The sequence below is a fragment of the Peribacillus frigoritolerans genome, from assembly GCF_001636405.1.
Classification (GTDB): Bacteria; Bacillota; Bacilli; order Bacillales; family DSM-1321; genus Peribacillus; species Peribacillus frigoritolerans.
On record NZ_KV440950.1, the window covers coordinates 5387150 to 5400059 of the forward strand.

Here is a 12910-nt window from a genome sequence, read left to right on the forward strand (position 1 = left end):
ACTCAATCAACCACGCTTCCTATCTGAAAATTTTCACCAATGTTTTACTACATCTTTTAGAACCCTCTCATTTTGTCGATATCTACTCAGAATTTGTAGTTATTTCTCAGGAAATTGTTGAAATTTGAAAAATAGTGATTCTGAATAGTTGGAACAAAGGAATTTCTACTATTGATTTGATTGCCTCGGTGTTATTTAACATCTCAATATAGTCAAAGAGACTAAAAAAAAGTAATGAAACCTTTTTCTTATTGAAGTAATGTTTCTTAATGTTTTTTTGTTGTTCAGTTTTAAGCTATGACATATCGTTTGTCAGTTAAATGTTCATTTCACCCGTAGCTGCGAGTATATTGGTTAAAAATTCAGCTCTCTTTTAATTGAATGAGAGCATGGGATAAATTGTCATATGTATCGGGTATCGCTATCTCTGTTTCATTGGTTCCTTCTAATCTTTCTTTTTCTTGATACAAGGGCCTTTAACTCTATCGTTTAGGGGGTTCCCCGTATAGCGTATCGCTTTAAGCGTTTCGATGTCGGATTAAAAGCAGGTGTGTAAATTCCCACATTGTAATAATGGTTATTCATTTCGCTCTAAGTTTTAGACATACTTTCGAGCATTGATTTTACATTTCCACTTCTTTTGAAGAGGATGCTCATTCATTCCGAAGTAAATCCTGTTGCATATAGGACTTTCCTTTCTATTTAAAGATGAAGAATCTGTGGACATATTTTCATGTTATATCGCACACCGATACGAAACAAAAAAAGAACCGATTAGCCCCTTTCTTGAAAAACACTATTGAGGACATGGATCTTGCCGGAGCTGAGAAACCGTTGTTTTAAGCTGAGACATATCGTTTGTCAGTGGACGTTCATTTCAAGGGTAGCTGCAAGTTTATTGGTTAAAACATTTAAAATCTCATTTATTTGTTTGAAATTATGGGTTAAGTTGTCTTTATACCGGGTATCGCTATCTCTGTTTCATCGGTTACTTCTAATCTATCTTTTAATAGATACATAAGATCTTTAGCTGTACCATCCAGGGACATTCCCTTATCACGTATCGTATAACGCTATGTGCGCTTCGATGTCAGATTGTATAAAGATAGGTAACCACCATCTTAAAAACTCATATCCGTTTCGTTCTAAGTTTTGACCATACTTTTGAACAGTGGGTATGCATCCCCACTTCTTCTGCCACTTCCTTAGAAAAGAATACAAAGAATACTCGTTCATTCGGATGTATATCATGTTTGCATTAAACGTCACTCACTTTTCTAATAAACCTAAAGATTCGAATTTATTTGCAAGTTATATCGCCCAGCGATACGCAACACACAAAAAAGGAGCCGATCAATCCCTGTCTGGAGCACCTCTAGTAAGAATGACTCTTGTTTTTGAATGCATGTTTTCAACTCCCTTTTTATCAAACATGCCTTTATTTCTTGCTTCAAATTGTGCATTTTGTTTTAGATGCATATCGCTTAAACAAATCTCCAATGAATTTCAATTGAGCCTTCGCTTGCCTTTGGTAGAACGTCCGATACATTGGAATCGCCGAGCTCTTACATAACAGGTGCCAAACCTGTAAAGTTAAATATTCTTTCTTCATTCTGTTTTTCAGCTACGCGAATCATATATGGCACTATGAATTTTTTTAAGTTTTTTGGATTCGCATTACAATGCTTTTCTCAATCTATCAAATGTTTCTTCATCAATAACAAATCAATACAGAGCTAGGCAAAAAACCTTAACAGTCATCCCTCATTTTCTGAATATGGAGAAAAGTCCCCGCCATTTTTCGGAACGTTTTTGTATAGCCTCTTCTAAACGTTTATTAAATTCATTTTGTGAACTCCATTCTTTTTTCTGTTCGTCCCGCATATTTTGTATTTCTTTTTGTAAGAGTTCACTTTTTTGTTTTTCTTGTTCCAGCAATGTTTCGTAATGGGTATTTTGTTGTTCAGTTAATTGTTCAATTTTAGTATTAGTTCTTTGCGCTGAATTTCCAATACTAGAACTTATAACATGATGATCTTGCTGGAGCCGGGAAACCTTTGTTTTAAGCTGTGACATATCGTTTGTCAGTTGGACATTCATTTCACGTGTAGCTGCAAGTTCATTGGCTAAAAACATTAAGACCTCGTTTAATTGATTGGGGTCGTGGGGTGAATTTTCATATGTATCGGGTATCGCTATGTGTGTTTCATTGGATCCTTCTAATCTTTCTTTTTGTTGATACACAAGGTCTTTAGCTGTATCGTCTAGGGGCTTGTCCGTATCGCGTAGCGCTATAAGCGCTCCGATGTCAGATTTAACAAAGATACGCCGATCTCCATCTTTCAAAAACTCATATCCATTCCGCTCTAAGATTTGACCATACTTTCGAACAGTGGGAGTTGCAATCCCCACTTCTTCTGCCACTTCCTTGGAAGAGAAAGCTCGTTCATTCAGTTGTATATCGCGTCGCATATCGGACCTCTTTTCTATAACTAGTTGTATCTGTAGTCTACCCGACCTTAAATTTTCTGTCTAGATAAGTATAGCCTATCCAGAAGTCGTTAGGGATAGCGATAAGATTCGCTTTTCCTTTCTTCTGTTTCCATATAGGATTAGATCACCAATTCACTTACCTTCCTTCTCTTGCATAGCCTCCACCTATTACATCTGGTTGGGCGTGGCGCCTTTTCCCGTGCCTTAGGAAAACTGGCCAGCCTTATCCTCAAGAATCCCCTTTTTTGTTGCAAGTTACCACTCGTACAAATTTCATATAATCACTTAAGTGGAGTGAATTCATCCTAATTCATAGGCTCTTTTACATAACCAGCTCTGAGTGCTTTTCTACTAAAAGTGGCTGGTCGATTATTGAAACCAAGTCCATTAATCCACCTAAATGTTTATTATTGTTTCTCATCTAATATAGCTTTTTCTGGTTCTATAAGAACTTCCCATTGATTTGCTTTTGTTTACTTATGTTCCGTACCATTCAAATTGATGAAAGACTCGTGAAAATGCTAAAACACAATAAGATTAAGCACACAGAAATAAAACTTCAGAGAATCGTTCCTTTCTGGTTTGGGTCGTTGTGGAGACTCCTCTTACACCAGTTTGGACCGATTCTATTATTTTCCCACTAAAAAAAGCTCGACCCAAATGGCACATTATATGCCTTTTGGGTCAGCTTATTCTTTCATTATTTCATCAGCTTTGCGACTGGCTTCGAAAGAAACAACAATACAATACCTAAACCAATTGTTACAAAACCAATCACACTGAAGATTTCCAGGTAACCTAAAGACTGCGTATATGCAGCTAATTGTCCGGCTACCATATTGGCCACTGCGGAACTTGCCAGCCATACTCCCATTAGAAGAGAGGCTAGCTTGATTGGAGCAATTTTGCTTACCATTGACAAACCAACTGGTGAAATCATTAGTTCGGCTAATGTATGAAGGAAATACGTTACAATCATGAACAGGATGTTCACTTTCAGCGCTGTATCGTTTCCTGTGTACATAACGGCAGGAAGCAATACTAAGAAACCTAAACCAACAGTGACTAAACCAAGAGCCATCTTCGTTGGGGTTTTTAAGTCACCGCGTTTTGAGCTGCCAAGCTTGTACCATAAAGCAGACATAATTGGCGCTAAAATCACGATGAATAAAGGGTTCAATGATTGGAACCAGGCAGTTGGAACCTCAAAGCCAAATACATTCCGATCAATTTGGTCATTGGCATACAATGTCAATGAACTTCCTGCCTGCTCGAAAGCGGCCCAGAAAGCAATGACGAATACTGCCAAAATCACGATTGCCGTTGTACGTTTTTGTTCTCTTTTCGTTAACGGTGCAGCTGATTTTTTACCAGCTGTAACATCCGGTTTGCCAGTAGGTTCTTTACCGATATCACCTAAATAGCGATTGCCTAATAAGTTGAAAACTAACTGTCCTACAATCATGCCAATTGCAGCTGTCAAGAACCCATATTTATAGCTCATAAGCCCAACCACTAACGGTGCGAAGAAAGCCCCAACGTTAATACCCATATAGAAGATGGTGAAAGCCCCATCACGACGCGGGTCGTTGTCTTCATAAAGATCACCAACAATTGTCGAGATATTTGGCTTGAAGAAACCATTACCGATAATCAATAAACCAAGACCAATGTAAAGCGCTGTCAAACTCTGACTTGCGAATAGCAAAAAGTTACCCAGCGCCATTAAAATACCGCCAATCGTGATCGCCAATCTTCTGCCTATGAAACGGTCAGTCAAGTATCCGCCAATCATTGGCGTAATATAAACGGCACCAGTAAAGAATCCGTATATGCCCATAGCCGCAGATTTGTCGACTCCAAGCCCGCCGTTTACAACCGTTGCCGTTAAGTAAAGAACAAGGATTGCCCTCATTCCGTAATAGCTGAAGCGCTCCCATGCCTCAGTAGCGAACAGCATATACAATCCTGGAGGATGCTTTTTCCTGGACTGGTTTGGCTGCTGAACTTCTTCTTTTAATAGTGCTTGCATAATAAAGTCCTCCTCAATATGGTTAACCATCAATCGTTACATTCACAAAATAATTGCATGGTCTTTATTTTAATAGACAATTGAATGGTACGATGATGGCCACTCATTCCATCCAACCCACCATCAGTAAGCGTTTTCATTTTTAATCTTCGCTCTGGTGCAAAAAGAATCTGATAGCAAAATCTACATGGGCATAAAATTATAAATTCATTCATTTAACTTGAAGACATTCAATGAAGGTATTTACATTTTAAAGAATCTTTAGTGTTGTAAAATAATTTTATATTATCAGAAAATATAAAAATACAGAAAAAAAAGAAAAAAAGTCTTGTTGCATTAACGGTCTGCCCAGCAACGGAGACCCCCCATCATAATAAAAAACTGCCTAGTATTAAGGCAGTTTCTTAGTCAACAATCCATTGATATAAATTTTTGGGTCTTCCTATTTTTTGATAACTCACAATAGTTTCCACTTTTCCTTCATCAAGTAAATGCATAATATAGCGATAGACGGTCGGATAAGCCAATCCAACTTCTTTAGAAATTGTATCAACAGAAAAAGGCTCACGATTAGAATGTAGAAAATCACTAACGTGACGAAGTGTTCTCTTACTAATTCCCTTTGTTACAAATACACCCTTCTCTTCACTGGATTTTTGCTGCGGAGCTGATTGGGTTAATTTTGCTAGGCGGGCATGCAGTTGAATTCTTGAAATCAAATCAGGAGCTTTTACAGGCTTTAACGCAAAATCCGTTGCGCCTGCTTCAAGAAAGCGATCAGCAATTTCCTGTCGTTCATCGACTGTTAATACAAGAATCGGAACATCGGCATTAAGTTTACGAAGCTCACCCACTGTTTTTATTCCGTCCATTTCCGGCATATGATAATCAACTAAAACAACATCCGCTCCTTTTTCTACAAACACATTCAACCCTTCTTTTCCGTTGTTAGCCGTATCTGCATTCCAGCCGGCAAATTCACAAATTTCACTTAGCATGTATTGAATTGATGCATCATCATCAATGACTAAAATGTTCATATTGACACACTCCCCTCAGCTAGTTTAATCCAAATTATTGTCCCGTGCCCAAGCTTGCTGTCAATTTCCACAGATGCACCATGCCCTTCAGCAACTTGTCGTACGAAAGCTAATCCCATCCCTGGATGCGATTTCGTACTGAACCCAGCTTTCCATATTTCCACCTGCTCTTTAGGTGAAATCCCTTTCCCGTTATCTGATACGCCCAACCAAAGTTCATTTTCATAGGTTTTTACTTTAAGCAAAATCTTTCCATCTCCCACTCCATTCACTGCATCGTAAGCATTGTCAATTAAATTCACCAATGCCCTTGTCATTCGGATTTTATTTCGGAAATCATGTCGCTAACGGAATGAATCGATGCTGAAATCCTTTGACAATATTCCTTAATTTTAGAATCGTCCACTTTCATACTAATTAAAGAATTCAGCCCCTCAATTGCTGTGAGAGGCGTTTTTAAATCATGGACCAGATATAGTGCTTCTCGTCCTGATCTTGACTGCATTGCTTCTAACTGCGCATAATGAAGCTCTTGCTTTATCCGCCATCTTTGTTCAGATAAAGAAAAATACACAGCTAAAATAACAGCATTAATAACAAAAATTAAGCACAAAGTTAAACTGTACAATGTTAAAGATTGCTCAAATCCAATTTGAACCGCTATATCTTTTAATTCCTTTGAAATCGATCCTTGGCCAAATCCAAATTGGGATAAAGCAGGAATCTCATTCAGCCATTCAATCCCAAAGATTAATTGAGAACAAATAATCGTTTTAATAATTGGCTTTAGTCTATCCTTTTCAAAGGCTTGCAATAATAAGATGGCTAACAACAATAACAAAGCATATGCGCTAAATGAGTATGTTAAAGAATAATAAGCATTTATCACGATATAATCGAGAGGAATAACAATAAGAGGAATGACGATTTTTAACCATGGACGGTTTAAACGAGCACCGATTTCGTCTCCCAACAGCAGTGCACCAATATAATGAAACAAAGCTAAAACTGTATTTAAAGAAATTAACAAAAAAACGGCAAGCATTAGCTTATTTCCCGTTTCTTCACCTTCTCTTAAAGAAATAAGCAAATCAGTAAGGCCAATTTCGTCAGGACCCAACCACGACAGTAAGAATACCCCGAATAAAATTACTCCAATTTTTATCCATATTGTCCAAGACCTCATAAGACTAGCTATCATAATCATTTCACCTTTAATCGATTATTTGCTTCTAGAATAGAATGATGACCATTCTTTCATTTCGTATTGATTTAAATGTATGTATACCCTTCCATTCTCATTATACGCAATTCATCATTATTATGAAAATTATAAAAAAATGGGTTCTAATGCTCGAACATCTTGCAAGTAAACTCTAAAAATTACTATCCTCACAGTAAGGTGGTGCCTGCAGTACAACTTGAGTTTTCGTGATTTTATGGAAATAATGGAGGAATGAGACTTATCCAATACATAATGGTTGTACAGGGTCTATCAATATGTCCCTAGTGGATAAGAGAGTCCAGAAAGCGAGTTTATTTAAAATTGCTTATTTTTAAGTTTGTTCTCATAACAATTGGGACATCCACTACGATTACCATTTCTATTGTATATTTGTGCATTCCATTCGTGACTGCGCTTTTTACATAATCACCAAACATTAAAATGAGAGTTTGTAAAATAAGCTTGCCGCCTTTTACATTTATTTTTTAGAAATTATACAAAGGCAGGCTTGCTCCGCATTCCCTCTTTCTTAGAATATATATAATCAAATAAAATAGTGAAGGTGATTTTACTTTGTCTGAAGAAATTCCAGAAGAAAAAAGGAATATGAAACCACAATTATTTATGAATACGAAGATTATCCTGATATTAAGTTATCAAGACTAAAATAAAAATAATATAGATAAAATAAGGGTCCTTACATATTAGATATATCTAATATGTAAGGACCCTTATTAAACAAACGCTCCCGATTGTTTAAGTTTATTTCTTCACAAACTCTTCCTTTTTTAATTCACTTATTATGGGAATGCTGCCAAGTTAGCGCCAGAGCCAAGAAAGAACACTAATTTTCTTTGATTAATGCCTCCGATAAAATCCTTCACACTCTCTTCTATAACTTACTTATTGGAATCTGATTGATTAGAGTAGGATGCCATATTATTAAGTAACAGTTAAATTCAATTCGCTAATTTTGCCTACCTATTAATCATAATTATAAATACTAGTATTACGATAAATAATGCTATGATTACTGACAGCCATCCAAACTTCATCCTGCCTAATAAACGATCAATAATAAAGAATAAGATAGCAGAACCAATACCATAGACTAGTAATACTGCTCCGCAGCAACAATGAATTAAGAAGGAGGTAATTTCACGGGTACAAGTTATTTTAGAAATCTTCCTACTTAGCCAGTCACTAAAAAAGGAAGCAATAACTCCGTACGTAATTACAAACATAAAGTTTAAATAATATAAATTTAAATATAAATTAAAAAATCGGTTCACTTCAAAGCCACCAAGTACTGAAAAGATAAGTGCAAATAACAAACTACTAAGAATAGCAGTTAATATTTTTCTCTTTAAAATCATAGCAATTTCTCACTCTCTTATTTCGTTATACAAAAGATTTCGTTTGTTTCTCTGATAAAACCAGATTTATTACCAACATCTTATATTAATATTACTCTCCCTTTATCAAATGTAAATACACAGTTTAAATTTTTTATCCACCATATGTTAAATTATCCTTTAATTACCGAAACCTATCAATTGTGATGGGGATTTTAGTTTAGTTTAGTTTTGTTTGGATTTAGCAAATGTTTTTTTAGCAAATTCAAATCCATTTGATCCATCATCTTCAAAACAAGAGAAGCATCAAAGGCTTTTTTCTTTTGCCTTCGGTTTCATCCCCTTGATCACACTTGTTTTCTTCTTGGTACATAAATCTTTCACATGGTTTTCGGTCACTTTCTTTCCGAGCATTGAGAAGGAAAGGTCTATTTACACCCATTTGCATATTCCGAGCATCCATAGAAGGAACGTCTGAAACTGATATTCTCTTTTTTACATCAACGGGCATTCATTAGGTATTCAAATTGTTATGCTAGCGGGCAATATAAGAAAAACACTTAGTGTACAATACCTAAGGGAAGTGAAGGAAATTACGTTACATTCAGGCATACCCACATCCTTACTGATCGAAACAGGGGTGGGGTTGAAAGAAATTCAACAACGATTAGGACATACAGATATTCAAACAACGATGAATATCTATGCTCATATGACTGACAACATGGAAAAAAAGGCCTCCCACAGTAAACTGTGAGAGGCCTTTTTCTTTAAAATTGATATTCACATGTTAGGTGAGCTCATTCTGAATCCTCGTTAAACCCCTCCATTAAGGGTTTTAGCGAATGATTACATCATGCCGCCCATAAGTCCTTCATCTTGTAACATGTTTAACTAAAGTAAATATAAGTTAATTAATGCACGGTATACAAACGTTTTTGAAGGATTCGTTCTGTAACGTCTTTAACTCTAGATAATGGCTTTTAAAAAGACTATGTTACCCTTGTGTTACCCCCATTTTAAATCGTGCCTGCCTTTGTTGGTGGGCTTTTATTTTACTCCGATGTTACCGTGTTACTCTTATTGAATAAGTTAAAACTTTTAAATTGGCCACGACACAAAAGTGATGTCTTTGTGTGTTTACGGCAAAACTTTCTAGCCGAATATAGCCATAAAAAAGCCAATGGACACGAATCCTAATAACACTGGAGCCAAACATATTCCCAAAATGATTAAAGCGGATCTAATACTCTGCGAAGATAACCATGTACCCAGAAATATTAATCCAACGATTGAAAAGACTACTTTAGGAAATGACATAGTTAGCAAGGTTATTACTGGGAATACAAAGAGCATGCCTATCGTAAGATTTCCCATCATTTCGCCAAACTCTGTATGTAGTACTCTTTTAGTCATCCTTTTAAATTTAGGAATTTTCGTTTTACTTGATTTGCTCCTGCGTGTAGCACTGTCTGATATAGTCAACGTAATTATGTCGTTAGGTCAAGTCCACTAATTCTTGAATCATGGTGCCCAAAAATTTGTTTTCACCATTTAATATCCGCCCCTAATTTTATTGAACTGTCGGATTCACACCTTCAAACTCTCCATACTGACTAATGAATCGTAAGATATCTAACTTATCGCTGAAATCCATAGCTTCGACTTTCTTATTATTGATTGTCCACTCTTGATATGCTTCTGGTGTATTCATTCCAGGCTTAGTCGGAGGATAGACAAGCATTCTAATCGGGAACGCATCTCCATTTGAATCATTCTCTATCGGTTCTTCCACTTCCAACAATCCACTATATTTCAGATAATGAAGGAAATCTATCATTTCTACACGAGTATCCACACCTATTTTCATTTGAATATAAATCTGCACTTCCCTATCATAATAGGAGGAGGTTTCATTCATATCGAGTTCTTTGATTGGTCCACCAAATATAATCTCTTCCTTTTCATCACCATAAGCATAAGCAGTGAAATGCCTATCATGACCAAAATAATTATCGAAGGCTTCTTCAAAAGATTTCTCTTTATCCATCTTCTCAATATCTTTGAACTCATACTCCTGTTTTACTTCTTTCATTATTTCCTGTTTTTCTTCTTTTTTTAGTTCAACTTCTGTACCTGCTTCAGAAGAATCACTTTGACAGGCTGACAATAATCCAACCGACAAGAATACTACACTTAGCATCTTCTTCATAACCAATCCCCCTAGACCTTATCTTCTACTCTTTCTCGCTCCCCTTATTGCCCCATGTGAATAATGATCGGTATGGAAGGTTTATCAGATTCTTTTTAACAGCCTGTACACATCTCTCACAATAGTAATCAATATGGGTATTGCCTTGTTCATACAATGGCCTCATTACAGAAAAATCGTACCAATTAGCGCAGTACGTACACATCTTTTTTTCTGTCATACAGTTAAATCCTTCCAAATGTTGTGTGTAAAAAAATAGCGTAACTATTTAGTTACGCATAATGCTGATTCCCGTAATTTTTAACGCTTTCTTCTGATGATTTGCTCTCTCTTCTTAGATGTTATGGTATGTTATTACGCTTCTTTTTTTACAGTTGGAATACGGAAAGATAAGATTCCTGCTAAAATTAAGAAGATAAAAGCAATCGTGAAGAATAATCCATTGGCTACGAATCCGTAACAAGCGATGATGATAAGAAGTAATCCGCTGATTTTTTTAAATTTCCAGGCTAAGAATCCGATAAAGATGGCGAGTGCTGAAATCCAAAATACATTGGCGCCGCTACTTGCCATTTCGTCCTCTCCGAATCCTGCTCCAAATGCTGTTACGATAAATCCACTGACGATACCTGATAATCCACCTAATATTGATAATACTGCTACCCATACTTTCATTGTTGTTTTCCTCCATGTTGTTTAATATTTTTTGTGTTCTTTAGAATGAGAGCGAAAATGACAGTCAGAATGAGAAGACAACCAAAAATAACGGCAATTAATTTATATAATCGCTTTTCTTCTCGTTCTTCTTTTGCGATTTGTACACGTTCTTTTCTTTTGTCTTCTTCAATTCGACTATTTTCATCTCTTAGTTCTTGTTCGATTTCTTGCAGTTCTTCCATTTCTTTCTCTTCTAAAATGGTTTCTTTTTCTGCTTCTTGTTCTTCTATGATGGATTGCTTTTCCCACAATAAATTTTCTAATGTGCGGATTCTATTGGCTGTTCCTTTAATTGTTCCTACAAGAGAAGCACACTCTACCCCATATTCATCAGAAGACTTACATTCATCTTCGTATTGTTGGGAATATTGTTCCATTGCCGCTCTTAATTGGTCGATTTCCGATTGGATGTCTTCCACTTCGTAACTTTCTGCACTTACAGGGATATGAAAGAATAAAATTAGTGCGAAAAGGAAAAAACAAGATAAATTTTTCATAAAACCTACCTCCATTGAGGACTAAAAAGGGGGGAAAATATCCCCCACATATGTGAATTGGTTGATTTCGACGACTATACCAGTTATTATTCTAATTCTGATTTTGGTAAGTCGAATTTAATTTCTGCGTTTTCTTTCAAAGTGAAAGAAGGTTCGTAAAAGATTTCATAGCTTTCTGATTCTGATACGTCAAATGCGATTTTACCGGTAAGTTGTTTTCCTTTTTTCACTTCACCGCTGAAAGATGTATCGAATCCATAATACTCTTCAAGCATGTTTCCTTCTTTATCAGAAATCGTGAATTCTGTATTGTCGATGAATCCATTAGCAGACGAATTATTTTTTGCTGTCACTTCAATTTGAATAATCTTTCCTTTTTCTGAAGGTGAATATTCCGCTGGATTTACAAATTTCGCTGATTTGATGGTAACTTCCATTCCGTCAACAGAAACGGTATCTCCCACTTTATACGATTCTTTTTTCGGTGCTTCTTCTTTCTTCGTTTCTTCTTTAGCTCCGCCGTCGACTTCTTTCACTTCTGATTCTCCACAAGCTGTTAGAACACCGATCGTTAATGCAGATAGACCTAAGATTTTAGCAAATTTTTTCATTTTGTTTTGCCCCCATTTAATTATGTGATTTTTAGTCCATTACTAATGTAACGTATATAACATGTATTTGAAATACTTTTTTATATCTATTTACACTTATTTAAAGATTTTTTATTTAAAGACAAATTTATGTTTAATTCCCCACAATTGGTAGATGAGTTATAGGAGATGATAAGGAAGAATTTTTTGAATTCTTGTCTATTGTTCTTGATGATATACGGGGGATGAATATAGACCGAATTTCACATTATAGGTTTCGTAATTTACAATATACAATCACTTTAAAACTTGATGAAGAGAGAGATATTGTAAGATATTTCCCATTTGTTAAACCGATGCTTCTGATTGTTTCTTACAATTATCTAGTTGATAATCCTAAAAATCAGGCTTTTTTATGTGCAAATAATTGTGTAAGTGTGTAAATTATAAAACGGAATGGGATGGGAGAGAACAAATGGCGAATATGAGTAATGAATCACTTAAAGTTGGTATGGCGGTGTGGGGAAGTTGAAAGAGTTATTAGAAAATCATCCTTTAATTATTATTACTGAGTTGCTGCCTCTATGATAGGAGTAGGATGGGTAGCTTCTGAGAATATAAGAGTAAATCCTATTCAAAATGTCCCTTGTTCAACTAACCTGCCCCGTTAGTTCTATAAGAAATGGAGCTGATGATCAGCTCCTGATGAAGTAAAGCACCCTTAAGCTGAACAAGTTTACTTTAAACCT

10 protein-coding genes and 2 pseudogenes are annotated in these 12910 nt (G+C 35.8%); 1 reads left to right on the forward strand and 11 read right to left on the reverse strand.

What is annotated here, in order from left to right; translation table 11 throughout:
• Nucleotides 1-1764: 1764 nt before the first annotated feature.
• The 7 genes and pseudogenes from A6755_RS25285 to A6755_RS28175 all read right to left on the reverse strand — a co-directional run bounded on the left by A6755_RS25285 (nucleotide 1765) and on the right by A6755_RS28175 (nucleotide 8559).
• Nucleotides 1765-2472 (reverse strand): SH3 domain-containing protein, encoded by a 708-nt coding sequence (locus tag A6755_RS25285; RefSeq protein ID WP_063592345.1) that lies wholly within the window; start codon nucleotides 2470-2472, stop codon nucleotides 1765-1767.
• 721 nt (nucleotides 2473-3193) lie between these two features.
• Nucleotides 3194-4525 carry a peptide MFS transporter gene (locus A6755_RS25290; protein WP_063592346.1) on the reverse strand — a complete coding sequence of 444 codons (1332 nt, stop codon included), beginning with the start codon at nucleotides 4523-4525 and terminating at the stop codon, nucleotides 3194-3196.
• Nucleotides 4526-4929: 404 nt separating this feature from the next.
• Complete coding sequence (locus tag A6755_RS25295; RefSeq protein ID WP_063592347.1) at nucleotides 4930-5565, reverse strand: response regulator; 636 nt, start codon at nucleotides 5563-5565, stop codon at nucleotides 4930-4932.
• Nucleotides 5562-5867 (reverse strand): sensor histidine kinase, encoded by a 306-nt coding sequence (locus A6755_RS27845; protein WP_244889718.1) that lies wholly within the window; start codon nucleotides 5865-5867, stop codon nucleotides 5562-5564. Before A6755_RS27845 ends, A6755_RS25295 begins: the two co-directional genes overlap by 4 nt.
• Before the next feature lie 11 nt (nucleotides 5868-5878).
• Nucleotides 5879-6766 carry a histidine kinase dimerization/phospho-acceptor domain-containing protein gene (locus tag A6755_RS25300; protein WP_244889719.1) on the reverse strand — a complete coding sequence of 296 codons (888 nt, stop codon included), beginning with the start codon at nucleotides 6764-6766 and terminating at the stop codon, nucleotides 5879-5881.
• Nucleotides 6767-7105: 339 nt separating this feature from the next.
• Nucleotides 7106-7201: pseudogene (locus A6755_RS28415) on the reverse strand (zinc-ribbon domain-containing protein); the annotation flags it as partial.
• Between the two features lie 1250 nt (nucleotides 7202-8451).
• Nucleotides 8452-8559 carry a topoisomerase C-terminal repeat-containing protein gene (locus A6755_RS28175; protein WP_347876805.1) on the reverse strand — a complete coding sequence of 36 codons (108 nt, stop codon included), beginning with the start codon at nucleotides 8557-8559 and terminating at the stop codon, nucleotides 8452-8454.
• A gap of 172 nt (nucleotides 8560-8731) precedes the next feature.
• Between A6755_RS28175 and A6755_RS28420 the strand changes: the two are divergent.
• Nucleotides 8732-8902, forward strand: a pseudogene (locus A6755_RS28420) (tyrosine-type recombinase/integrase); the annotation flags it as partial.
• Nucleotides 8903-9718: 816 nt separating this feature from the next.
• Here A6755_RS28420 and A6755_RS25315 read toward each other — a convergent pair.
• From A6755_RS25315 to A6755_RS25330, 4 genes are all read right to left on the reverse strand, one after another.
• Nucleotides 9719-10357 carry a hypothetical protein gene (locus A6755_RS25315; protein WP_063592350.1) on the reverse strand — a complete coding sequence of 213 codons (639 nt, stop codon included), beginning with the start codon at nucleotides 10355-10357 and terminating at the stop codon, nucleotides 9719-9721.
• 354 nt (nucleotides 10358-10711) lie between these two features.
• Nucleotides 10712-11032, reverse strand: a complete 321-nt coding sequence (locus A6755_RS25320) for a hypothetical protein (protein ID WP_063592351.1) — start codon at nucleotides 11030-11032, stop codon at nucleotides 10712-10714.
• Nucleotides 11029-11571 (reverse strand): DUF3040 domain-containing protein, encoded by a 543-nt coding sequence (locus A6755_RS25325; RefSeq protein WP_063592352.1) that lies wholly within the window; start codon nucleotides 11569-11571, stop codon nucleotides 11029-11031. Before A6755_RS25325 ends, A6755_RS25320 begins: the two co-directional genes overlap by 4 nt.
• Before the next feature lie 86 nt (nucleotides 11572-11657).
• Entirely contained in the window at nucleotides 11658-12182 is a 525-nt protein-coding gene (locus A6755_RS25330; protein WP_063592353.1) for a DUF4352 domain-containing protein, read from the reverse strand.
• Between the last annotated feature and the right edge of the window lie 728 nt (nucleotides 12183-12910).